Below are 23,730 nucleotides of genomic sequence, written 5' to 3'. Positions count from 1 at the left end.
ATACATCCATTTTAATTTTCCGACATATATATAAATCCAAATTAAAAGCCTGACATAAACCCCTTTTCTTTTTAGATGGTCGAGAGCGTCTGGCCATGCGTAGAAACGGTCAGGGCCCTCTTCTGCCACGTGAGAAGTTCAAACAAAGAGAGAGAAAGAAAGTAGCAGATTATTTTTTGTTCAGCATGGCGGCGACTTGTGTGTTAGAAATTCAAGTTGGATTTATATAGGTTGCTGCTAATTGGGGGTCAGCTGATATACGTGTAAAACTAGATCACAGCAATATATTATTTACCAATAAACATTTTTCAAGGATCTTCAAAAATAGTTTCATAACTCAAAGGATATGATACATATCCAGGGTTTGAAGGTCGTGGAAAAACCTTTGCATTAGCAATTGGTAATGAACATAAGAATAGTAACATTAAGATTGAAAAAGTTGTAGAAAAAGGGGATACAACACAAATTATCATCAAAAAAAACCTCCACATGTAGTATGTAAGGAGATTATCTCATGGGTTATTTATAAATGGCAGGTGGGGAATATTTGACACTTACTTATAAATACAAACAGATTAAGGCAAACCTAAAAGACCTGAGTCAGGTACAACACCGACTCAGACCTTATCAGCTACCTAACGAAATAACCTATGTCTAACATTATGGGGTCACTTCACTATTATTGTACACTTCGTTTTCTCATAGTAGTTTTCCATCACGAAGTGTTAAAATTCGATCACATACATCAAGCATTTTTTCATCGTGTGTAATCATAATCGCTGCTTTTTTATTTTTCTTCACTTCTTGTTTCATTAATTCAACGACTTCTCTTCCACGTTTTGAATCAAGGCTAGCAGTAGGTTCATCAGCTAAGATTAAGTCTGGGTTATTCATGAACGCACGAGCAATAGCTACACGTTGTTTTTCCCCACCTGAAAGTTGATTTGGATAATGATTTATTCGGCGTGATAATCCAAATGTTTCCAGTAATTTTTCTGCAAATTTACCAGCTTCTTTTTTATCTTTTCCCTTTAATTTAGCGATATACAGAAGTTGTTCCTTCACCGTTAAGAAAGGTACGAGGTTTGCGAATTGGAATATAAATCCGATTTTTCTTAAGCGAATATCTGTCATCTCTTTTTGTGATAATTTTGTTATGTTTTGATCAGAAATATAAACATTTCCTTTCGAAGGAGAGAGCAGTGCACCTGCAATGGAAAGCAAAGTACTTTTTCCTGAACCAGATGGACCAACAATGCCAATGAATTCTCCTTCCTTTACATCCAATGTAATTGGGTGTAAAGCTGTTACTTCTGTATCTCTTTCTCCATATACTTTACTTACTTGTTCGAGCTTTAATAATGATGATGCATTTTCCCATTTCACTTCCGTTACCATTACATGCCACCTCCAATTGCTTCTAATGCATCTATTTTCAATACATGATATAGAGAGAACAATGTACCTAATATACTAATTACAATAAAAATACCTGAAAATTGCGCGATTGTTGTTGCTGTTAATAAAAACGGCATACCAGCTGGCAAAACAGTCCGTACTGCAAGGACTAAACTGATGCTGATTACAAGGGAAATGCTAGTTAAAAATACAGCTTGTACAACTAAAGCCTTTACTAAATATGAATTTTTTGTTCCAATTGCTTTTAATACACCTAGTTGGTGTGTTTTTTGTAATGTAATGACATAGAAAAAAACGCCAATTAATAATGCTGCAATGACAATTAAAAACGCAATAATCATCGTTAATGTCCCTTGTTGTTCTTTATGACCTGGAATACCTTTCAATACTTCTTTTTTATCCACAACTTTTGCATTCTTAATTTCTTTATCCGTATTTAAAGCGATTACGTTATAATCTTTTTGATGTGGCATTGCAATGCTATCCCATACCTCTTCATTCATGCGAACAACAGGTGAATGGCTAAACATTTGATTTTCTGTAAATCCGACAACTTTGAACACTTTATTAGAAATAGGTTCTACAAGTTCATCTCCAAGATTTACTCCTTTTTCTTTAATAGATTTATCCGCAATGATTTCATTGTTTTCTAAAGAGTTATGTTTCCCTTCAATTACTTTTGGAGCAATAAATGAATCTGGTTTACTTGAAAAAATAGCAACATCAACTTTTTTTGAACTTCCTTCTTTTTCAAGTGTTGACACTTTCATGTACATTGGAACTGCATCTTTTTCATCAACCTGCGCCAATATGTTATCAACATCTTCTTTTTTCATTTGAGAACGCAACAATTTACCCTCGGCATCGTCGGATAATATAAATTTGTCTGCCTTCATTTCAATAATAGAAGAAGCACTGTCATGAGATAAACCATTTGCTAAACCTGATATGATAAGTACAAGAAATGATAACAATATCATAATTATACCAATTAATCCGTAACGTAATTTCGATTGTTTTAATTCTTTAAGTGCTAAAAACATTAGGTTCGTTCCTCCTTGTTTCCTACTATGTTCTTAATTATAAAGAGAGTAGCCGAGATACATGTAAAAACGGGCCATAGACTGTATTTAATTATAAATAGGAACAGAAAAATAGCCCACAATTCAGCCGCAGAAATAACTTGTCCAATTATAATGCATCTTTTTTCTTCTCCGTTATAAATGTAACGCCCCAATCCGCCTTATATGTATGCGTTCACTAAGCGGCTCGCTAAGAAAATGTTCCCCACTTGAAATGGTGTAATTTTAATCGTTCATATATATGCATATAATGCTCCAACATCTATTGCGACGTAATCATATTGTTACCTCCGTTTTCTTGTTCTTCTTTTCTATCATACTACAATTCCTATATTTGGGAACATAATTATTTTCATATAGAATTTCCTTTGCATGATAAAAAAAGAGAGGTGGCAAACCAACCTCTCTTTTCACATTTTTAAAAAGTCAGTTGTCAATGGAAAGCTGATTTTTCTTTTGAGGAATAACGAATTTCTTAACTTGATGGGCACATTATGAGTGTACTAAAAGGTAATGAAAACAGGTTCTTTATTGTAATCTTCTACAACCGGGAACGATTGTGGAGCAACATGGATAGAAAATGATTAAAACTTTTTTATAAAAGAGTGATACATTAAAATATTTTAAGAGCGTGTTTTGATTAATTTTTTTCAAAACACGCTTTTTCTTTTTGTTCGTTTATCAAGGTTATTGGTATTGATTTGTACAAACATTATTCCAAAGCAACACACGCAAGGGTGAAAACAAAGAAAATATTACGATTACAATAGAAGGTGAAGGCATCCCAAAGCACCATTTATCTCATATTTTCGAACGGTTTTATCGAGTTGATAAATCTCGAACTCGTGCAACAGGCGGAACTGGTTTAGGCCTTGCAATTGTAAAAGAAATCGTTGAATTGCACGGCGGTAGTATTTCTGTAACAAGTGAATTAGGCCACGGGACTATTTTTACTATCTATTTAAAAAAATAAAAAAAGATGGTTTCGGTTTGTACCGGAGCCATCTTTTTTTCACGTCCATTAATAGCGATAAACAAAAAAAGAATACTCTGCGAAGCAATCACAACTATTCTATAAACAGTAAACGTTATTGCTGATATTTTAAATAATCATGGTAAAACACTCTATTCCTTCCACGCTCTGTAAATATTTGATTTATCACTAGCACCATTTTTTCCTAATGTAATATAATTTGCACAAAGGAAAAATTTATGTTCAAATAAAAGAAATAAAATTTATGAATAAAATCAATAACAAAAATAAAACAAATTGCATCAAGTTAACAAACAAAAGGGGAAACAAAACATGACAGAAAACACAAAAGAGCGTGAACATCTTCCACCAAATAATCGGACGATGCAATCAGCACAGTTAGCTTTAAGCGGTGAAACAAAAGGACTAAAACGATTATTACCTTTTTTAGGACCCGCTTTTATCGCATCTGTTGCTTATATTGATCCAGGTAATTTTGCCACGAATATTGCGGCAGGATCTCAGTACGGTTATTTACTACTTTGGGTAATCCTTATTTCAAATTTAATGGCAGTGTTAATTCAATCCTTATCAGCAAAATTAGGAATTGCTACCGGAAAAAACCTTCCGGAAGTTGCTCGGGAGCATTTTCCAAAACCTGTTTCCATCGGTTTATGGATACAAGGTGAATTAGTCATTATGGCAACTGACCTTGCTGAGTTTATCGGGGCTGCTTTAGGATTAAATTTATTATTTCATATTCCACTGCTACCCGCTGCTTTCATTACAGCAGTAGGTTCATTCATTATTCTAGAATTTCAACGCAGAGGATTTCGTCCACTTGAAGCAGTCATTACCGGCATGGTCTTTATCGTCGTTATTGCTTTTGGTGTCCAAGTGTTTTACGCAAAACCAGAACTAAGTCCTCTTTTATCGGGGCTTTTCGTTCCTCATTTTCAAGGTGTAAATAGTATTTTACTTGCAGCAGGAATTTTAGGTGCAACCGTTATGCCACATGCAATTTATTTACATTCTGCTTTAACACAGCGACGCGTAGTAGGAACAACAGATGCAGAGCGAAAACAAATTTTCCGCTTTGAATTTATCGATATTGTAATTGCAATGGTCATTGCCGGAGCAATTAATGCAAGTATGTTAATTGTAGCAGCTTCCCTATTCTTCAAAAACGGACTACATGTCGAAGATTTAGATGTCGCTTTTCATGAATTTGGTCATTTAGTCGGACCTGTATCAGCAGCTCTTTTTGGAATTGGTTTACTAGCTGCCGGTTTATCCAGTTCTTCCGTCGGTACGATGTCCGGTGATATTATTATGCAAGGATTCGTCCGTATGCACATTCCTTTATATGTACGACGATTTATTACAATGGTTCCACCGCTTGTTATTATTGCATTAGGTGTGAATCCAACTCACGCCCTCGTGATGAGTCAAGTCGTTTTATCATTTGGAATTGCATTTGCATTAATTCCACTCATTGTCTTTACAAGTAAAAAGAGCATTATGGGTGGTCTTGTGAATCATCGCTTTACAACAGCTCTTGCATGGGTAATTGCCGCATTAATTATCGCTTTAAATATATTTTTGTTGTATCAAACATTTGTTGGTTAAAAAAAGAGAATGCCTTATACAAAGCTAAATGTATAGGGCATTCTCTTTTTATTTCGCTATGTATCATTGCCTGTTAGGAATTATATTTTGGATTTTTATTACACAATTTTTAAAAAACCTTGCATTTTAACAAAAGTTGTTCTTAAGCATACTTAGTGAAACAACGGAAATTTTTTAGCCTGTAATATAATCGTTTATTTTGATAAAACCTCAGAGTGAAAATGATTTCAAGTAACACTCCAACTTTTCTTTAATACATACAACTTTTGAATCATCATCAAAAGAACAGAAGAACTCTTTTTTAGTTGCAGAAAACATACCAGTAAACAATACACAACTTAGCTGGGTACGCTAATAAAGAATGTGTGGAAGCTTTTTAGGTTGAAAAGTTATGATTCATTACATATTTCTTCTTATACTCCTCAAAATCCCATTTTTCAAGAAAACTTTTAGCGGCTTGATAACCAAATAAATAAAGTTGTTCTCTTTCTCTAGGAGTTAAATGAAAATTGGTACTTACAATTTTCCCGGTAGGAATTTTGATGGTACGCGCATTGGCTTCAGGTGTAAGATGCCGAAGATCATGAGCTTGCATCATTGTTTTAAACATAGCTTTATACAAAGAAATAGGATTGCTATCCTCAATAGGTTTTCCAATAATTTCGTCTTTTACTAGGCGAAATCCGAATGTAGGCCATTCTGGATGGTCATCAAAAATCCATATAGGAAAATTACTGAGAATTCCACCGTCAACAATATAACAAGGATATTTTGATTTAGGAATCTTTAATTTTACTGGTTGAAAGAAGAAAGGGATAGTTCCACTCATCCTTACCGCTTGAGCTATTGTGATATCTTTATGTGTTAGTCCATATTGCGGTAAATCGTCAGGTATTACTACCATTTTTCCATTACTAATGTCCGAAACAATAATCTTTAATTTCCCATCATCACCTAGATCGTTAAAATAACGAAATCCTTTTTTTAACAATAAAGATTCTATCCATTCCTCTTCATAATCATTCTTATATAAACCATTTTGAAGAAAGAGGCTTAATCCTCTTCCAATTAGAGGAATATTATATATCCATGTTTTGCTTATAAACTTTGTATAATCTAAATTACCAATGATTTCTTTTAATTCTTTTCCATTGTAACCACATGCCAGAAATGCAGCAATAATGGCACCAGCAGAGGTTCCTGCTAAACGTGTCCATTCATATCCTTCTTCTTCTAATGCACAAACAGCACCAACATGTCCAATGCCTCTGACTCCTCCACCTTCAAAGATGCCATCAAGTTTCATTTTATGTTAAACTTTCCTTTCAGGTTTAATAGTGTATTCATTTATGTAGAATGTCGATAAAATAAATGTTTATACATATATTAGAGCATTCCTTATGTATATGCCCTTTACTTCAAGTCAGTTGTAGTAGAAGCCTGTTCTATAATGGTGTCAAAAATACCTTTATATACTCTTGTTATAAAATTCTACTAATTCTTCTATCGTTTTAGCATAGGATTCTTATCCACTATGAAAAACTGCTAAACAAAAAATCAATTGTATTTCTTTCAAAACCCCTGGTAGAAGTACATTACTTTACTTTTACTATATATTTCACCGACTCTCCACGAGTTATTTGTTTTCTTCAAATGATAACGAACTCACTTATCTAACGTTCTAAAAGATAGTGAGAGGTTGGAGGTCCTATCAGTAGGAACTGATAGGACCTCCTTTGTTTAATAAATCTACACTTATGTAAAAACAGAAAATAACCCTTTTTCTTTTTGCTGTTTCTTGTTAGCAATTATGTTTTTAATTTTTACTCTATAGGAAAAAGAACCTTTGTACAGTGACGAAGATTCTTTTTCCTATAATGCTAATACACACAAACCATACAATTATGAATTTATTATTTTTTATTTGGTGAAATGACCTCCCCTGTCGGTACATCCCTTCCATCTTCTATATGATTTCCCCCTTTTGGCATAGATGATCCGTCTATATCGCGAAAATATAACGGTAATCCTTCAGAAAGAAAAATACTCGTCTTAGATGGATCTTGCCGTTGATGATGAATGTGTAAATGTGGTTCACTAGAGTTTCCAGAGTTGCCAACACGAGCAATTACTGCTCCTTCTTCTATGTGTTGTCCTACCTCCACTTTGACAGATCCCTGTTTTAGATGAGCAAGGACAAGATATGTTCCCGTCTCATCTAAGCGTATATAAATATGGTTACCTACCATAGACTTAAAATTATCATTTCCTGATGTTAAATCAGCTTCTGAATCTTCCACAGATATAACTGTTCCTGATGCAGGCGCTATTACCTCCACTCCGTATATGCCATAATCCTCTAATTGTGAATTTGTTACTCCTTTTTGCGGAGCAATAAAATCATACGCCCAGCGTTGATTTGGTTCGATAGCATGGTAATTTGTTTGAAGTCGATCTCCTCCCCACCCTACCCGAACAGTTTCATTAAACGGAAGTCGAATTGTTATTTTCGGTGTAGCTGAATTAACATTTATTGGATAAGCAATTTGTCCAATTCCAACAAACCAACATGCCGGCCAAGCAGCTGCTGTGGATAGAATAAACATCGCAACGATTGTTTTCTGTATTTTACTTCTAGAAAACAATTTACCTACTATTACACATAACGTAATTATTACACTAATGAAACCTACTATACTAAAAGCTTGCATTCCCCACCAAGCTAAAGCAGACACAATACCGGTAGCTAAATAAACAGAACCCCAACCTACTGCCAATATTGTAATAAACATGATCATTATCCGTTTCTTCCACATTGTATTCCCTCCATTTGTAATGTCTTATATTAAGATCGTACAAAATAATAATTACGACATTTGAAAGAAATACTTACAACTTTCTTACGGTTTCATTGAATATTGCGGAAAAATGAGTGTAAATACTGTTTCCTTGTCATCGCTGTATACTGTAATATCACCTTTATGTATATTGGCAATGCTCTTAGCAATAGCAAGTCCCATTCCTTTTCCACCAGTATGAGCACTTCGTGACTTTTCTCCCCGATAAAATTTTTCAAATATATAAGGGATATCTTCTTGTAAAATTTTCTTCCCGTAATTTTTAATGTTTATCTTAACATTTCTATTTTCCTGAAAAATTTGTATATCAATGATCTTTCCGGATTTTCCATACGAAATGCTGTTGCTAATTACATTTTGCATTAATCTTACTAGTAAACTGATATCAGCTTCTATTTGTAAGTCTTGATTACACTCTATATGAAATTTCATTTGTACTGCCTCTAATTGGGGAATAAAATCAATCATAACTTGTTCCACTAATTGTTTTACCCCTACTATTTCTTTATGTAACTGAATTTCCCTATAATTAATATGACAATATTCAAGTAAATCATCTACTTGATTTTTCAATTCACGGCTTTTACGTTTTACAACTCTTACATATTGCTGACAATTCTCTTTATTTACATCAAAATTATGTTCTATTAAATCCACATAACCAATTAACGATGTTACTGGTGTCCGCAGATCATGAGAAATATTACTAATCATCTCATTTTTCATCTTTTGTGCTAACTTCTCCTTTTCAATTGACTTTTTCAAACTGTTTGTCATTTTATTAATATTTGTTGCAAGTTGTCCTATTTCATCATTTTTCATTGTTTGTATCTGTACGTCTAAATTTCCCTTGCTAATTTTTTTCACATTTTGATTAATTTCTTCTAATCTCGTTATCATATTCTTTGATAATAGAAAGAAAAAGAATGAAGTGAAGGTAAGAAAAATAACAAAATATAGAAAAGAATACTTCTCCTCTAATTCCGCTATATTTCCATATACATGACTAATAGCATTTTGAAAGAACACAATACATAAGGTCGCTAATACAATACTGCACATAAAAATGACAAAAAACTTCATTCTTATTCCTTGAAATAATTTAGCTCTCAATTTTATATCCTACTCCCCATACGTTTTGGATAAATTTTGATTCTCTTGGATTCGCTTCTATCTTCCCTCTTAGTCTTGCTAGATGGACCATCACAGTATTATTGCTTTCATAGGCTGTTTCTCGCCAAACACTTTCATAAATTTCTTCTAGCGTAAATACGCGGTTTGGATGTATTACCATCAGATACAAAATCTCATACTCTGTCTTTGTAAGATTAATATGTTCTCCATATAACATTACCTTTCTAGAAGCCTCATCTATTTCTAATCCCCTAATTTGTATCTTCTTCTCATGCACTTGTTTTGAAGATTGATTTAAATACGTATATCTTCTTAACTGCGCTTTTACTCGTGCTATCAGTTCAATTACACTAAATGGCTTCTCCATATAATCGTCTGCCCCTGTGCTTAATCCAATGACTTTATCTACATCCGTTGATTTCGCACTCAAGAACATAACAGGAATATTGTTATTCTCTCGTATTCTTCTGCACACTTCAATTCCATCCATAATCGGCATCATAATATCAAGGATCGCCAGTTCAATATCATGTTCCAAAAATAACTGTAATGCTTGTTTTCCGTCATAAGCTTTTACAACTTTGTAGCCTTCTTGCTGTAAATACACTTCAATCATTTGAACAATATCCTTATCATCGTCTACGACTAATATAGATTGTTGTTTCATACTCCATCCTCTTTTTATGTATATTTGAAATATTCCCCACATTTTTATAGTATCATGTTCATTACATAAAAACTTCTAAATATTCTAAACTTCAAACAATCTATATCCATTTTGATCCACATATAAGTCGCTGCTATGCAGAGCAGAGCAAAACATGACCTACACTCGCTTTCTCTCTCTGTTTTCACCCTTGCACGTGGCAGGAAATGGCCCTGACCGCTTCTATGCATGGCCAGATGCCCTCGCCCTCCTAAAAAGAAAAAGGTTTTTAGGTTATTTTTTCAATTTACATTTCTATACTTGATAAAAAAATAGCTAAGGCTTATCTAAAGCTCTTAGCTACTTAATCATTTATCTATTTCTCTTTTTGATTTATATAAGCATGTTTATACGTATAAACACCGCCAAATTGATGTTTTTCAATACCTTTTACATATTCCTTTTGAACGTATGCTGACCCGGTATGGTAAAGCGGTGCAATAGCAGCATCTTCTAATAAGATTTTCTCTGCTTCTTGCATAGCTTTCCAGCGTTTCTTGTCCTCCAATACAAAATCATTTTTCGCATTATTTATAAGCTCATCATAATGCTGATTAGAATAACTCATTCTATTATTTGGATTATCCGTCGTAAATAATTCTAAATAACTAATAGGATCTTTGTAATCAGGTCCCCACACAACCATCGACATATCATACTGCCCTGTTTGTTCAAGTTGTAATTTTTGTTTAAATGGTTGCTGTTTTATTTTTATTGTTAATCCTTGTAAATTCTTTTCAAGTTCTTCTTTCATATATTCCGCTGTTTGCTTCGCTTGGTCCTGTTCGAACGTTAAAAATTCAAGTGTAATATGTTCTACACCAAGCTCTTTTTTCGCATCTTCCCAAAGATTCTTTGCCTTTTCAACATTATATACGGCAAGATCACCGTTTTCTTTTCTAAAATCTTTTCCATCTTTTTCATTTTTATATCCTACTGGTACAATTCCTTGAGCTGCTGCTGCACCGTTGTTTAGAAAATGATTTACTACTGCTTCTTTATTTAAAGCCATAGAAAGCGATTGTCGTATTTTTATATTTGCCAGCACAGAATTTTTTTGATTAAAACGTAACATAGCCATAGCAGAATCCTTCGTTGTATGAAAATCACTTTTCCCTTTATATTTATCAACGAATGAAGAATTAATTGGAGTACGATCAATGCTATTAGTTTCATACAAATTAACAGCTGTCGCTGTATCTTTTACAATATGAAAATTAATTTCTTTTAATTTCACGTTATTTTTATCCCAATATGTATCATTTCTCTTTAACTTAAATTCTTGTTCATGTTTCCATTCCGATAATACAAATGGACCATTGTAAATCATATGTTCTGGTTCTAATCCATACTTGCTTCCTTTTCCTTCAACAAACGATTTGTGCTGTGGTAAATAAATAGGAAGTGGCAGTAAATGAATGAAGTAAGGGATTGGTTTCTCTAACTGTACCTCTAATGTAACATCATCAATAGCTTTTACACCTAATTGATCTACAGATAAAGCTCCTTTATTTATTGTTTCTGCATTTTTTATATAAAATAACATGTACGCAGATTGTGATGCTGTTTCCGGTTTCACTGTACGCTGCCATGAATAAACAAAGTCATGCGCTGTTACAGCATCTCCATTCGACCATTTGGCATCTTTACGCAAATGAAATATATATGTTTTTCCATCTGTACTTTTCTCAAAAGATTTTGCAACACCAGGCACTGGATTATCTTTCTCATCAAGTACATATAATCCTTCAAATATATTTTGCATGACATGCGCTGATGTACCGTTCATGGATTTTGCAGTATCTAAGGACGGAATTTCTTCTGATATCGTTACATTTAATACTTGTTCTTCACTTTCCCCCTTCGCTTTACTCGAATTATTGCTACAAGCTGAAATCAATAAAGAGGTGGCAAGTATAATTCCTATCAGTAATCGTTCATGCTGCTTCATAAATCGGCTCCTTTAATTCAAATAATTTATAAAACGTTTTATATTATAACAGAATAGTTATCTTAAAAGTGTTACATTCCACCGAATTTTTATTTTTTTCAAACATAAACAAGAACGCTACCTTTCACTTGATGAAAGTATAGCGTTCTCTTATTACTTACATATTCAATCCTTGTTTATAACGGCTCGCTTCAAAAATAATACGTTCTTCATCTAACGTTTTACACTCACCGTTCCAAACAATGTGTTTTCCATTAATAACAACATCTGAAACATCTTTGCCACTTGCTGCGTATACAAGATGTGATAATACTTCTTCTGCAGGTTGTAAATGTGGCTTTTTAGATGGATCAATTGTAATAAAGTCAGCACACTTGCCTACTTCTAATGAACCTGTTTGGTTCATCCCGATTACCTCTGCCCCTACTTTTGTTGCTAATGTGAGAAGTGTTTCAACAGGTAATGTTGTCGCGTCCTTATGAACACCTTTTTGCAATAAAGTCGCAATGCGCATTTCTTCAAACATATCTAAATTGTTATTAGAAGCAACACTATCTGTTGCAATTCCGACTTTTATGCCGCTCTCTAACATCGCGCGAACGTTTGCAATACCCGATCCTAATTTTAAATTACTAATCGGATTATGAGCAACGCGCACATCATGTTCCGCTAAGAAAATGCGCTCATTATCATTCAGCACAACACCGTGAGCAATTACTGTCGGTCTCTGGAACAATCCACAATCTGCTACATACTCTACTGGACGTTTTCCATATTGCGCTTCAATATCCTGAACTTCACGGTCTGTTTCAGAAAGATGAATATGAACCATCGTCTTATTTTCCACTGCAATTCGTGCACACTCTTCTAACATTTCCGTAGAACACGCATACGGACTATGAGGAGCAACCATCGTTGTTAACATACTATCTTTATTGGCATAACGTTTCACATACTTTTCCGCTTCTTGAATTGCCTTCTTTTCATCATCTTTCGTTCCGAAGCTAAATAATGTTCGAGAAACAGCAGCGCGCATGCCACTTTTACGAACAGCTTCCATAATAGAATCTTGATCTACTCCAATTGGATTAAACATATCAGAAAATGTTGTTGTTCCGCTTTTCACCATTTCTAATAAACCAAGCTCAGTACTCGCAACAGCAAGTTCTGGTGTAAATTGACTTTCAAGCGGCCAAATTCTCGTTTCAAGCCATGGCTTTAAGAGCATGTCGTCACCTATTCCACGTAAAATACTCATCAAGACATGCGTATGCGCATTCACCAAACCTGGCAATACCCACTTTCCATGAAGATTAATAATTTGATCCACTTCTTTTCCGCTCGGTAAGTCTCCTGATTGTACTTCTATAATTTGATCATCTTCTACAATGATATATCCATTTTTCAACACTTCATTTTTTTCATTCAAAGTCACGATTGCAGCGCTTACATATGCTGTTTTCATAAATATTTCCCCTCTCGACTCTTTTAGAAATAAATATTCTTCTCAAATAAGTTACTACCGTTATAGTAACTTATTTACCGATAAGAGTCAAAAGATAAATTAATACAAGGTTTATTCCTTTATATGGATACGAACGTTTTGTTTTAAAGCATCATATTGCATCTCATTTGTATCTGCAAATGCTTCTTTTCTATTAGAAGGTATGTCCCTATATGCTATCTCGTCCAAAAATTGTGATGCTGTAAAATCATATCTTTTACCTTTGATTTTGTTATAAAAATGCCAACTTTCAGGAACTTTCGTTTTCATAATCTCTCCTCCAAAGAAATCATGAACTACTAAGGCTGTTACACCACATTGCCCTTTCGCTGGATTGGCTAGTGTCCATTTTGAACTGGTCTCTTTTGACCAAGATTGAAACAAAACCTCTCTCATCTGTTCTATTTCCATATACATCATACTTAGCATCTCCTAACTGAATTCAAAATATCCGATTAGACTGACTCAATTTACACATCATACCGCAAAAGTGGCAATAAGCGATTTTTAAAAACCGTAGAAGGTGTTTCTCCTATTAATTTCGCTCCCATTTTTATGTAATACCCTTTCGCATTTGGATCACTATCAATCGTAAAACTCTTCATATTTAATTCAACTGCTTTCCGAACAACACTTTCCCAAAGAATTCTGCCATAGCCTTTTCCTTTGTAAGTTGGGTGCAGATATAGAAAATCAAGACTGTCTACTTCTTTTCTCTGAAAGGAAAAAAAGCCAATCATTTCTTGATTTTCTTCTAAAATATAAACATAATTATTCTTAATATATTGTTCTGTAATTGTTAAGTCTTCCTTACATGCTAATATAAATTCTTCACTATAATTCCAAGTTGCTTTTGAAGATACTGCGAGGTTACTGAGCTCGTTCGCTTCTTCCAATAATGCTTTTCTAACAATCATTGATTCATCTCCCTTTTTTCTTTTATACACACAGAGGATAAAATTCTTTTATTTCTGAATATTAATTTTAATATTATTTTCTATTCCCATTCCAAAAAAGAAACCCCACCTATATAAATAACGGGTTTACTTGTGTCCTTCTTTAACTCCCCCCGTTAGCTTAATAACTTCCTCTTTTTAAATGATCAAAATTTTCTAAAAATTGAAACATAACTTGATAATTATCAACAAACTGAGAATAATCATAAACATTCAGCAATATGAACAATTTCTTTAATAACAGAATCAACTTCTTCATTGTCTTTAATGACAAATAAATGATCTGCTTCACCTTCTACTGGATCTGTTACATCTTCTTTTAGGGATTCAGCTTGTTGCCGAACAAGCACTTCCTCAAAATTAGAATAAGCACCCCTAAATATATTGGTACTTCGCCCGCTTTGAGTAACTCGTTCATGAAGAACATCATCTGGAATATCAAAATGAACCAAAATACGGACAAATTCATCTTTATTAAACAACTCTTCAAGCAAATACAATCGGCCATTTCGGCTTCGATTTGAGTTACAAATAATAAGATTTAAATCAGTGTGTTCTTTGGCATGATCGACAATTAGCTTTGAAAGAGCATGCTTAATAATATTGGGTCCTTGTTTTGGTTGTAAGTTCTTATAATAAGTGTTTATAAATTCAGCGTGATTATCTTGGTCCATAACAAATGAGTTATTTAGCTCTTTTTCTAGAGCTCTTGCAAATGTAGTTTTCCCACTATGGGTTTTACCTACTGTAATAATTACTAATCTTTTCATAACTTCAACCTCCATTGTTACATCCTCATTTTGTTACAACATAAATTATTCCATTAAGCTGCTCCGTTAGTTGAAGAAGCAATATTGTATCCCTAATATACTGTTACCATAAAAATCCATTACCCCTAGAATAAAGTCGCCATTTCTGTTAAGGCGACTTTATTTGAGATATAGGATATCTTTCATAGCAAATTACTTAGGTAAATTCCTCTCTTACACAATACGCTCGTCTAACCAAGAAATCACATCCTGGAACACTTCCTGTCTGTTTACCTCATGGAACATTTCATGCCGTCCGTTCTCATATAAACGGATGGTAACATCTTTAACACCACATTTTTTATACATTTCATATACTTCTTGAACCCCTTTCCCCATGTTTCCAACTGGATCACGGTCCCCCGAAAAAATATGAATAGGAAGTTCTTTTGGTGTTTTCTTATATGCTTCAAGTTTGTTCACCATCAGCACACCGTTAAATAATTCACGGTAAAAACTCGTTGTACAAATAAATCCACATAATGAGTCTTCTATATATCTATCAACTTGCTTCGTATCTGAAGACAACCAATCAAACTTCGTACGGTTTGGCTTAAAGTGTGAGTTAAAATTACCAAATGATAAGAAGTTTAGCATTGGACTTTTCATTTTTTCTCCGCGAAGCTTCATTTCAATCGTTGCCACTTTATGGCCAATGACTCCTAAAAGTCCTGGATTCCCTCCTGTTCCTGAAATAAGCAATCCATTATATAGCTCACCGCGAAGCTGCACGGCACGTCTTGATAAGAAAGAACCCATACTATGTCCTAATAAGAAAAGTGGATGAGTGTGTTCCTTACAAATAAGCTCTGAAACGAAAATCACATCAGAAACAGCTTGATTCCAACCTATATTTGGCTCAAAATGACCATAATCTTCTTCCTGCTGTACTGTTTTTCCATGCCCACGATGATCATGAGCATATACTCCATATCCAGCTTTCAATAATGCTTCGATACATTCTGTATATGCACCAGCATGTTCCGCCATACCATGTGCAATTTGAACAATCCCACGAGGTTCATTTTCTGGTGACCATTGACGTAAATAAATTTCTGATCCATCCGATGTCATAACGAATCTTTCTTGTCTATTCATTCTTGACTCCCCCAAGCCTATAATCTATCTCACAACAATATGAATCTATCCCCCATAAAATGAACTATGATTCATTTTTCTCCCTATAAATTATATGTAAAAGCTTTCCTTATTACAAATCATGAAATTTTCATTTCTGCCACTTCATTCTTGACGAAACAAACATAAAGTTATATAGTTACTTACATAAAGTAATTAAATTATTGGAGGTAATAAATATGATGCCATCATTATTTTTAGCACATGGTTCTCCTATGCTAGCCATTGAAGATACAGACTATACGAGTTTTTTACAAACACTTGGTGAAACATACAAACCAAAAGCAATTGTCATTTTTACAGCTCATTGGGAAAGTGAGATTTTAACTATTTCTTCTTCAGACAATGCATATGAAACAATTTATGATTTTGGCGGTTTTCCTCCTGAACTATATGAAATAAAATATGCAGCAAAAGGTTCGTCATCTATTGCAGCAATGCTAGAAGAAAAATTTAAAAACCGCAGAATTGCGGTTCAAAAAGATACAACACGCGGATTAGATCATGGCTCTTGGACACTCCTGCACCGTATGTATCCAAAAGCTGATATACCTGTTGTTCAAATCTCAGTAAACCCTTTCCTTCCTGCAAGAGAACAATATGAAATTGGAAAAGCTCTTCAAGGACTTGGAGAAGCAAATATTTTAGTTATTGGCAGCGGTGTTACCGTGCACAATTTGCGAATGTTAAAATGGGAACAAACTACACCTGAACCATGGGCTGTTGAATTTGATGAATGGCTCATTGATCAAATTCAGAATAACAATACAGACACCCTATTCAACTGGGAAGCTGAAGCTCCCCATGCACGTTTAGCTGTTCCAAGGGCAGAACACTTTGTACCTCTTTTCATTGCAACGGGAAGTGGTAATGCCAAGCCAAAAGTAATTCATCGAAGCTATGAATTCGGAACTTTAAGTTATCTTTGTTTACAATTCTAATTACTATTTTTAAAAGTAAAAAACCGACCGACTCTCTTTCTTTTGGGAGGGCAAGAGCATCTGGCCGCGTATAGAAGCGGTCAGGGCCTTTTCCTACCACATGCCATATTTAAACAAAAGGAGTAAGCAAGTAGCGGTCAAAATGTATTCTGCATAGCAGCGACTTATGTGTTGATGTAAGTTTGGAATAAAGTTTGATTAAAAACACCTCATAAACCCTTAATTTATGATAAATAAAAAGAAACCATTTTGAAAAAAGTTTGATTAAAATGGTTTCTTTGCTTATTAATTAGTATAGTACTTTATAAAAAAGTTTGATTATTTTTACTCAACTAAAACTCCCCGATAGTTGATTTTGAATATAGTTCACTATCTAAAGTGAAAATAGGATGCTTTAAAAGCATGTATAAAGTGGCATTGGATACTTCACCTGCTTACAACAACTTTTACTATCCCATCGTTGTCAGCAGCACCATAATTCCATTAGTTAGACCATGAATGATGACTGGTGCCCAGATTGAATTGGTTCGTTCATACGCCCATGCAAAGACTATACCACTCAAGAAGTTTACAGGCATCGCGTTATAAGTTGGAATGTGGATAATTGTAAAGATTACTGAGCTTAGAAAAATGGCCACTATCATACCTAAGCGTGTACGTAGCCATCGATATAAAAAACCACGATAAAATATTTCCTCATATATTGGTGAAATGACCGCCGCAGAAATAAAGGCAATAAGAACTGTAAAGAAATTTACGTTTTGCTGCATAGCCTCAGTTTTGCTGTTCTCATAAGTATTCCCAATAAAGCTAGTAAGTGCCATCACTATTACATCACCAACCATTAATATAATAGTTAGTAAGACAATAATTTTCCAATCCTTCATAGACAATGACCTGATTCCTACTTCACTCCAAGAAAGCTTCTTTGGACGAAGAACGATAAAATATACACCTAAAACTAAAACAATCGCTATTGTTAATCCTGTTAAAGTTCCTGAATATAACTCATTATCAAACCACTGAGAATAAATAGGCTTTACTAAGAATTTTATGCATCCTATAACAAATACAAATTCAAGTAGCATCATTAATAAAAATTCTTTTAATCCCCAATGGTCTTGCTCCTTCCAATTCATGTCGCTTTTCTTCATTTACCATTCCTCTTTCTTTGTATTCTATATCCTAACTATAATAGATGACGTAACGTCACTTACAACCTTCATTTTTTGATATTTTTCTAAAAATTTCGATTTTTTTACTTTCCTTCAAATCCACTTTCATATAAAGTTATAGGTAGAATTATAGATTTATAAAAATCTAGTTTATTAAACACCCTCATTGTTCTAATGAAACCTCTCGAGTTCCCTTAATATCAAATCACTAAAAGTTAATATTTAAATATAATTCAAAAATTAATGTTCCTACATACTATTAACTTTATAGAGAAAGGACTACTTATGAAAATTCGCAAAAGAACATTACTAAAACGCACTATAGTATTAGCCGTACTTTTCACCCCGATAATCTTATTAATCAACTATGCGCTAAATTCAGAAACAAAAAATGAACAAAATACAGAAGTAAAAAGTAAACAAACAGAAAAAGCAAAAGGAAAAGAACAAACAAAAAAACCGAAAGAAGATCCTGAGATTACCCTTACATTCTCGGGTGATACAATGTTTGATTGGCAATTGCGACCTGTTATTCAAAGTAAAGGTGCTGATTATCCATTTCAGCATGTAAAACCGGAAATAGAAAAAGCAGACTACTCATTTGTAAATCTAGAATCTGCGTTTACAACTCACGAGAAAAAATATCCTGGCCAACTGTTTTGGATTAAAAGCGACCCTTCTACACTAAAAGCTATTAAAAATACAGGCTATGATATTGTTAATATCGGAAATAATCATACTCTCGATTATTATCAAGAAGGCTTATTGGATACAATTTCCCATGTTGAAAAAATGGGATTTCCGTATATCGGTGCAGGAAAAAATGCAAAAGATGCATATACATCGAGAGAAGTTACAATTAAAGGTAAAAAATTCAAATTTCTCTCTTTCGTTCGTTTTATGCCTGACGCTGCATGGGCAGCTACAGATAACAAACCTGGTATTGCAAATGGTTACGATTTAAACCTAGTCACAAAAACAATTAAAGAACAAAAGAAAGATGCCGATTATATGATCGTGTATATGCATTGGGGAGTCGAAAAAACAAATCGCCCTGCTGCTTATCAAAAAGAATATGTACAAAAAATAGTAGAAGCAGGTGCAAATGCGATCGTTGGAAGTCATCCCCATTGGTTACAAGGCTTTGAATATTACAACAAAGTTCCTGTTGCATACTCACTTGGAAACTTCCTCTTCCCTGATTATGTAAAAGGACATAGTGCAGAAACTGGAGTTCTTACGATTAAATTTAAAGGAAGCGACGTCCGCATGTCATTTAATCCTTATATGATTCGCAATAACCAAATTACACCGCTTCAAGGTACAGAAAAACAAAACATGCTGCAATATTTACAATCTATTTCCAATGAAGTACAAATTAATCAAAATGGAGATATTATAAATAAACGACCACAATAAATTTTTATTATTCTTCCTGACTTTTCTCTTGCGATGATTCAAAACATATACGATACTGTATAAAACATATCAATTTAGGAGGATTAAATATAATGGAAGAAAAACAATATGAACTTGCAACTTTTGCGGGCGGCTGCTTTTGGTGTATGGTAAAACCATTCGATGAACTGCCTGGTATACATAAAGTCCTTTCAGGTTATGCAGGAGGACATATTGAAAACCCAACATATGAAGATGTAAAATCAGGGAAATCAGGACATTTAGAAGTCGTTCAAATTACATTTGATCCTACTATATTTCCTTATCAAAAATTATTAGATTTATATTGGCCACAAATTGATCCAACAGATGATGGAGGACAATTTTTTGACCGTGGTCCATCTTATCGTACAGCCATTTTTTATCACAATGAAGTGCAAAAAGAACTTGCTGAAAAATCAAAACAAACTTTAGCAGAAAGCGGTATGTTTAAAGACCCAATTGTAACAGAAATTCGCCCCGCTGCACCATTTTACGTGGCTGAAGAATATCATCAACATTTTTATAAAAAGAATCCAGAAAAATATGCACAAGAGCGGAAAGAATCTGGTCGTGAAGACTTTATTAAAGCAAACTGGCAAAAGAAATAATACAATAAGGAAAAAAGGACACAAATAGCAGTGTCCTTTTTTCCCTATTCACAACTGTATCCATCACTTATTTTCTCACTCTCTCGATGAAATCATGTAATTTATCAAGTGAAGTGATATTACAATTACACACTGTACTATCCTGACAAATATAGTTTCCCTTCTTAATAAAAGTACCTGGTACATCACCTTTTATTTCAACAAGAAACATTCCCACTTCTTCATGTTTATGACACAATGCACAAATCCCTTTTTTGTTTATACTTTGAAATGTACCTTGCACGCCTACGAGCTTATTATTATTCCGAACTATAATAAATTTTCTGTTCGTCCCTTTATCAATCCAACTTAAGTAAGATGTCTTTTTCATATTGATTTCTTCCATTTGGGGCAGTTTAAGCTTTTTAGCCTTAGGAAATAATTTTTTTAATGTTTGCTGGGACACCTCTTGGAACGGTATTACATATGGGGTTAACTTGAACAAAAATGATTCTGCATCCTCCCTATTTTCAATCTTCAAAATCATATCCATTAATTCTTTTTGTTCATCTGTAAGATCCTCAAACAGATGTAATACTTTTTCTATCGCCAGGGATTTCAGCGCAGCAATAACTCCCCTATCATTCGCAGTTGCATGTCCATTCACTAGAATATAAGCTTGTGATTTTATAAAGTTGTATTGATCACTTCTAATAAAAGCATTCATTTCTATCACTCCATACAAAATTGTTTATCCCGCATTAACGGGCAGTAAGACCCCCACCTCAAGATTCAGAGAGAAACGAGGAAGATAGGTGGGGGATAACTGCCCGTAAAAGCCCGATTGGGCGGGCTTTCCGTCAGTGGGGGATAAAGCCCCCCCCATTGACGGAAGTTTCACTTTATCTATTTTTTATTTTATACAATGCATTTGCTTTATAAAATGCAGAAGATAATTTAGAAACAAACTTTACATACAAAAGCACTGAGTATTTTATATAAAAAAACTCAGTGCTTTTATCTTTATTTGGAGTATACTATTTTTTTTATAGTTTCAATGGAGAGAAAATATTCTTCAGCTAATTGACAAATTGATGTTCCGTTTTTAAAAGCATCTTTAATTGCTTTATTTCGATCATCAAGTTGCTTTCTCCCTCCAGAGCGCGTGCCCCACTTATGATAAGCATTTTCTTGTTTTGGAATATAAATCGTTTCGCCTTGCACATACTTTTGAATTTCTATAATCAACTTTTCAGGTAAAACAGTCGCTGCTTTTACATATTTCATTTCCGCTCGCCCCTTATTTTTTATGTTTCATCTAAATAAGGTGCAAAGCCAAATATAAAAGAAATGATACAAGTCCATTTAGGCGATTGTATGTTAGATTATTTGTCTACCTCATGCAAAGTATCGCCGTTTCCATACTTGGCTTTGCATGAGACGCTGCAGTATCTAGCAATTTCATTGTAATCGCCATATCAACACCTCCCAATATCTCTTTTGAATCAATCTTATTATATGATAAATTTTTCCTAATTGCATCTTCATGTCTTTTTAACAATTGTGTCATCAAGAATAATCTAAATTATCACACTTCCCTCAAAATTACAATTCCCTACTAAAATTTCGCAAAAAAAACACGCTTTGTAAAAATTATTTAATACTAAATTTAGTATTTTACTTTATAAAATACCAAGACAAGTTTATAGTAGAAAAAGATGATTCTTAAGCAACCAGAGTAGGAGGAAGTATTTTGTCTACTTCAAAAGTATTAAAAGGCACTGCCCTGCTAAGCGGTGCGACAATGATTTCACGTATTTTAGGTTTTATTTATTTCTTCCCATTTCAAGCTTTAGTTGGAAGTGAAGGAGTTGCTTTATATTCTTATGCGTACTCCTGGTATGGAATTTTACTAAGCTTTTCAACGGCAGGTATTCCTATCGCCGTTTCCAAATTTGTTGCCAAATATAACGCTTTAGGAGATTACAGTACAAGTAAAAAATTATACAATTCCAGCTTAAAAGTAATGATGTTTATGGGATTCCTTGGTTTCTTAATTTTATTTTTCGGTGCACCATACGTATCGGAATTAATTATCCGATCTAAAACACCTGAACCTGGATTTGTCGAAAATGTAACATTAACAATGCGTGCGCTAAGTTTTGCACTTATTATTGTGCCAGCAATGAGTGTTACCCGCGGTTATTTCCAAGGTTTTCAATATATGAAACCAAGTGCTGTTTCACAAGTTGTGGAACAAATTGCTCGTGTTATTTTTATTTTAGTTGGAAGCTTTATCGTTTCTAAACTATTAGGCGGATCAGTAGCATCTTCTGTAGCAGTTGCAACATTTGGCGCTGTTATTGGAGCAATTGCTAGTGTTTCCATGCTCATTATGTACTGGAGAAAATACAATGGGCTTCGTCCGCCAGAAGGAGAACTAAAAACCCGCTCTTCTTCATTTTCCTTAACAAAGATTTATATGGAACTGCTTCGGTATGCGATTCCAATTGTCTTTGTAGGTATTGCCATTCCACTTTATACATTAGTGGATCAATATACAGTTGCCGATGCACTGCGGGCAATCGGTACGCCGCTTGATAAAGCAAACGCTGTGTTCGCTTACATTACGAACTATGCTCAAAAATTAATTATGATACCAGCATCACTAGCAACAGGATTTTCACTTACAATCATCCCGGCAATTACACAGTCATTTACGGGTGGTAAATTAGAAGAGTTGCAAAACCAAATTGAAAAGATTTTCACAGTCTTATTATTTTTCACAATTCCAGCATCATTTGGACTTGCGAGCATCGCATACGATGCATTTCGCATGGTATATTTTGATCACAATACAGCATTAGATGGTTCACAATATTTAATCTCATATGCACCATCCGCTGTAATGAGTGCAATCTTCACCGTATCAGCTGCTATTTTACAAGGTATTGATTATCAGCGTAAAACAATGATTGCTTTTACTGTTGGTATTATTGTAAAAGTTATTGTCAACACGCCGCTTCTATACCTACTCGGTGGACACGGCGCTGTATTAGGAACTATACTTGGTTACCTCGTTTCTGATGTAATCATGTTATACTGCATTGTGAAATATACAAAGTTTAACATCGTAAAAACTGGTAAAACAATATTACTTATTACCATTTACTCGGCTGCGATGTCTGCTATAGTAGTTGGCGTAAAAACGTTATTAAAATGGTTAATTCCTGGCCAGTCATATATGGAGTCATTATTAATTGTGGTCGTATGCGGTGCCCTTGGCGGACTTGTTTACTTCGCTTTTGTATTTACAAGCGGCCTTGCTTCTGACATTCTTGGCGATCGTATCAATCGACTACCATTGTTGAAAAAATTAAAACTATAGATATTGAAAAGGTGTAACTTATATGTCAAGTTGCACCTTTT

The 23,730-nt window shown here is 34.1% G+C and carries 21 protein-coding genes and 2 pseudogenes; 6 read left to right on the top strand and 17 right to left on the bottom strand.

Annotated features, from left to right (window positions below; all coding sequences use genetic code 11):
• Window positions 1-699: 699 nt before the first annotated feature.
• Both BM350_RS11025 and BM350_RS11020 read right to left on the bottom strand, forming a co-directional pair.
• On the bottom strand, window positions 700-1,398 hold the full coding sequence (locus BM350_RS11025) for an ABC transporter ATP-binding protein (protein ID WP_090912060.1): 699 nt from the start codon (window positions 1,396-1,398) through the stop codon (window positions 700-702).
• A complete protein-coding gene (locus BM350_RS11020) occupies window positions 1,398-2,462 on the bottom strand; it encodes an ABC transporter permease (protein WP_090912062.1) in 1,065 nt (354 codons plus the stop codon). Before BM350_RS11020 ends, BM350_RS11025 begins: the two co-directional genes overlap by 1 nt.
• Before the next feature lie 784 nt (window positions 2,463-3,246).
• Between BM350_RS11020 and BM350_RS11015 the strand changes: the two are divergent.
• Both BM350_RS11015 and BM350_RS11010 read left to right on the top strand, forming a co-directional pair.
• Window positions 3,247-3,474, top strand: a pseudogene (locus tag BM350_RS11015) (ATP-binding protein); the annotation flags it as partial.
• A 333-nt stretch (window positions 3,475-3,807) separates the two neighbouring features.
• A complete protein-coding gene (locus BM350_RS11010) occupies window positions 3,808-5,103 on the top strand; it encodes an Nramp family divalent metal transporter (RefSeq protein ID WP_090912064.1) in 1,296 nt (431 codons plus the stop codon).
• Between the two features lie 376 nt (window positions 5,104-5,479).
• Here the strand turns inward: BM350_RS11010 and BM350_RS11005 are convergent, their stop codons facing one another.
• The 11 genes and pseudogenes from BM350_RS11005 to BM350_RS10960 all read right to left on the bottom strand — a co-directional run bounded on the left by BM350_RS11005 (window position 5,480) and on the right by BM350_RS10960 (window position 16,119).
• On the bottom strand, window positions 5,480-6,409 hold the full coding sequence (locus BM350_RS11005) for a patatin-like phospholipase family protein (RefSeq protein ID WP_090912066.1): 930 nt from the start codon (window positions 6,407-6,409) through the stop codon (window positions 5,480-5,482).
• 247 nt (window positions 6,410-6,656) lie between these two features.
• Window positions 6,657-6,780 (bottom strand): annotated as a pseudogene (locus BM350_RS27490) (IS6 family transposase); the annotation flags it as partial.
• Window positions 6,781-7,016: 236 nt separating this feature from the next.
• Window positions 7,017-7,919: a M23 family metallopeptidase gene (locus tag BM350_RS11000; RefSeq protein ID WP_090912068.1), complete on the bottom strand. Its 903-nt coding sequence runs from the start codon at window positions 7,917-7,919 to the stop codon at window positions 7,017-7,019.
• Window positions 7,920-8,003: 84 nt separating this feature from the next.
• The gene (locus BM350_RS10995; protein WP_139207579.1) at window positions 8,004-9,044 is read right to left on the bottom strand and encodes a sensor histidine kinase; all 1,041 of its coding nucleotides are present in this window, start codon (window positions 9,042-9,044) and stop codon (window positions 8,004-8,006) included.
• 19 nt (window positions 9,045-9,063) lie between these two features.
• Window positions 9,064-9,762, bottom strand: a complete 699-nt coding sequence (locus BM350_RS10990; protein ID WP_090912072.1) for a response regulator transcription factor — start codon at window positions 9,760-9,762, stop codon at window positions 9,064-9,066.
• A gap of 355 nt (window positions 9,763-10,117) precedes the next feature.
• Window positions 10,118-11,752: a peptide ABC transporter substrate-binding protein gene (locus tag BM350_RS10985; RefSeq protein ID WP_090912074.1), complete on the bottom strand. Its 1,635-nt coding sequence runs from the start codon at window positions 11,750-11,752 to the stop codon at window positions 10,118-10,120.
• Window positions 11,753-11,909: 157 nt separating this feature from the next.
• Complete coding sequence (locus BM350_RS10980) at window positions 11,910-13,217, bottom strand: bifunctional S-methyl-5'-thioadenosine deaminase/S-adenosylhomocysteine deaminase (protein ID WP_090912076.1); 1,308 nt, start codon at window positions 13,215-13,217, stop codon at window positions 11,910-11,912.
• A gap of 111 nt (window positions 13,218-13,328) precedes the next feature.
• Window positions 13,329-13,676: a YunG family protein gene (locus BM350_RS10975; RefSeq protein WP_090912078.1), complete on the bottom strand. Its 348-nt coding sequence runs from the start codon at window positions 13,674-13,676 to the stop codon at window positions 13,329-13,331.
• Window positions 13,677-13,726: 50 nt separating this feature from the next.
• Window positions 13,727-14,173 carry a GNAT family N-acetyltransferase gene (locus BM350_RS10970; protein ID WP_090912080.1) on the bottom strand — a complete coding sequence of 149 codons (447 nt, stop codon included), beginning with the start codon at window positions 14,171-14,173 and terminating at the stop codon, window positions 13,727-13,729.
• A 242-nt stretch (window positions 14,174-14,415) separates the two neighbouring features.
• On the bottom strand, window positions 14,416-14,982 hold the full coding sequence (locus BM350_RS10965) for an AAA family ATPase (RefSeq protein WP_090912624.1): 567 nt from the start codon (window positions 14,980-14,982) through the stop codon (window positions 14,416-14,418).
• A gap of 213 nt (window positions 14,983-15,195) precedes the next feature.
• Window positions 15,196-16,119: an alpha/beta fold hydrolase gene (locus BM350_RS10960; protein ID WP_090912082.1), complete on the bottom strand. Its 924-nt coding sequence runs from the start codon at window positions 16,117-16,119 to the stop codon at window positions 15,196-15,198.
• Between the two features lie 218 nt (window positions 16,120-16,337).
• Here BM350_RS10960 and BM350_RS10955 point away from each other — a divergent pair, with 218 nt between their 5' ends.
• On the top strand, window positions 16,338-17,099 hold the full coding sequence (locus BM350_RS10955; protein WP_090912084.1) for a DODA-type extradiol aromatic ring-opening family dioxygenase: 762 nt from the start codon (window positions 16,338-16,340) through the stop codon (window positions 17,097-17,099).
• Window positions 17,100-17,548: 449 nt separating this feature from the next.
• On the opposite strand, the gene BM350_RS10950 is transcribed toward BM350_RS10955, so the two are convergent.
• Window positions 17,549-18,253 (bottom strand): CPBP family intramembrane glutamic endopeptidase, encoded by a 705-nt coding sequence (locus tag BM350_RS10950; RefSeq protein WP_090912086.1) that lies wholly within the window; start codon window positions 18,251-18,253, stop codon window positions 17,549-17,551.
• A 306-nt stretch (window positions 18,254-18,559) separates the two neighbouring features.
• On the opposite strand from BM350_RS10950, the gene BM350_RS10945 reads away from it, so the two are divergent.
• Both BM350_RS10945 and msrA read left to right on the top strand, forming a co-directional pair.
• A complete protein-coding gene (locus BM350_RS10945) occupies window positions 18,560-19,693 on the top strand; it encodes a CapA family protein (protein ID WP_090912088.1) in 1,134 nt (377 codons plus the stop codon).
• Window positions 19,694-19,785: 92 nt separating this feature from the next.
• Window positions 19,786-20,322, top strand: coding sequence for a peptide-methionine (S)-S-oxide reductase MsrA (gene msrA / locus BM350_RS10940; RefSeq protein WP_090912090.1), 537 nt, complete (start codon window positions 19,786-19,788; stop codon window positions 20,320-20,322).
• A gap of 67 nt (window positions 20,323-20,389) precedes the next feature.
• Here the strand turns inward: msrA and BM350_RS10935 are convergent, their stop codons facing one another.
• The 3 genes from BM350_RS10935 to BM350_RS26885 form a co-directional block, all read right to left on the bottom strand.
• Window positions 20,390-21,028: a FusB/FusC family EF-G-binding protein gene (locus tag BM350_RS10935; RefSeq protein WP_090912092.1), complete on the bottom strand. Its 639-nt coding sequence runs from the start codon at window positions 21,026-21,028 to the stop codon at window positions 20,390-20,392.
• A gap of 296 nt (window positions 21,029-21,324) precedes the next feature.
• The gene (locus BM350_RS10930; protein ID WP_090912094.1) at window positions 21,325-21,588 is read right to left on the bottom strand and encodes a CD3324 family protein; all 264 of its coding nucleotides are present in this window, start codon (window positions 21,586-21,588) and stop codon (window positions 21,325-21,327) included.
• Between the two features lie 106 nt (window positions 21,589-21,694).
• A complete protein-coding gene (locus BM350_RS26885) occupies window positions 21,695-21,871 on the bottom strand; it encodes a hypothetical protein (RefSeq protein ID WP_170857684.1) in 177 nt (58 codons plus the stop codon).
• Window positions 21,872-22,054: 183 nt separating this feature from the next.
• On the opposite strand from BM350_RS26885, the gene BM350_RS10925 reads away from it, so the two are divergent.
• A complete protein-coding gene (locus tag BM350_RS10925; protein WP_090912096.1) occupies window positions 22,055-23,689 on the top strand; it encodes a putative polysaccharide biosynthesis protein in 1,635 nt (544 codons plus the stop codon).
• The last annotated feature ends 41 nt before the right edge of the window (window positions 23,690-23,730 follow it).

Source organism: Bacillus sp. 103mf (assembly GCF_900116295.1).
GTDB classification, from domain to species: Bacteria; Bacillota; Bacilli; order Bacillales; family Bacillaceae_G; genus Bacillus_A; species Bacillus_A bruguierae.
Note: the sequence above shows the minus strand (reverse complement) of the source record. Positions and strands in the feature narration are given on the sequence as shown.

Coding starts and splice junctions, on each gene's coding strand:
- BM350_RS11025 (WP_090912060.1), bottom strand. CDS start 1,398: ATGGTAACGGAAGTGAAATGGGAAAATGCATCATCATTATTAAAGCTC.
- BM350_RS11020 (WP_090912062.1), bottom strand. CDS start 2,462: ATGTTTTTAGCACTTAAAGAATTAAAACAATCGAAATTACGTTACGGA.
- BM350_RS11010 (WP_090912064.1), top strand. CDS start 3,808: ATGACAGAAAACACAAAAGAGCGTGAACATCTTCCACCAAATAATCGG.
- BM350_RS11005 (WP_090912066.1), bottom strand. CDS start 6,409: ATGAAACTTGATGGCATCTTTGAAGGTGGAGGAGTCAGAGGCATTGGA.
- BM350_RS11000 (WP_090912068.1), bottom strand. CDS start 7,919: ATGTGGAAGAAACGGATAATGATCATGTTTATTACAATATTGGCAGTA.
- BM350_RS10995 (WP_139207579.1), bottom strand. CDS start 9,044: ATGAAGTTTTTTGTCATTTTTATGTGCAGTATTGTATTAGCGACCTTA.
- BM350_RS10990 (WP_090912072.1), bottom strand. CDS start 9,762: ATGAAACAACAATCTATATTAGTCGTAGACGATGATAAGGATATTGTT.
- BM350_RS10985 (WP_090912074.1), bottom strand. CDS start 11,752: ATGAAGCAGCATGAACGATTACTGATAGGAATTATACTTGCCACCTCT.
- BM350_RS10980 (WP_090912076.1), bottom strand. CDS start 13,217: ATGAAAACAGCATATGTAAGCGCTGCAATCGTGACTTTGAATGAAAAA.
- BM350_RS10975 (WP_090912078.1), bottom strand. CDS start 13,676: ATGATGTATATGGAAATAGAACAGATGAGAGAGGTTTTGTTTCAATCT.
- BM350_RS10970 (WP_090912080.1), bottom strand. CDS start 14,173: ATGATTGTTAGAAAAGCATTATTGGAAGAAGCGAACGAGCTCAGTAAC.
- BM350_RS10965 (WP_090912624.1), bottom strand. CDS start 14,982: ATGAAAAGATTAGTAATTATTACAGTAGGTAAAACCCATAGTGGGAAA.
- BM350_RS10960 (WP_090912082.1), bottom strand. CDS start 16,119: ATGAATAGACAAGAAAGATTCGTTATGACATCGGATGGATCAGAAATT.
- BM350_RS10955 (WP_090912084.1), top strand. CDS start 16,338: ATGATGCCATCATTATTTTTAGCACATGGTTCTCCTATGCTAGCCATT.
- BM350_RS10950 (WP_090912086.1), bottom strand. CDS start 18,253: ATGAAGAAAAGCGACATGAATTGGAAGGAGCAAGACCATTGGGGATTA.
- BM350_RS10945 (WP_090912088.1), top strand. CDS start 18,560: ATGAAAATTCGCAAAAGAACATTACTAAAACGCACTATAGTATTAGCC.
- msrA (WP_090912090.1), top strand. CDS start 19,786: ATGGAAGAAAAACAATATGAACTTGCAACTTTTGCGGGCGGCTGCTTT.
- BM350_RS10935 (WP_090912092.1), bottom strand. CDS start 21,028: ATGAATGCTTTTATTAGAAGTGATCAATACAACTTTATAAAATCACAA.
- BM350_RS10930 (WP_090912094.1), bottom strand. CDS start 21,588: ATGAAATATGTAAAAGCAGCGACTGTTTTACCTGAAAAGTTGATTATA.
- BM350_RS26885 (WP_170857684.1), bottom strand. CDS start 21,871: ATGACACAATTGTTAAAAAGACATGAAGATGCAATTAGGAAAAATTTA.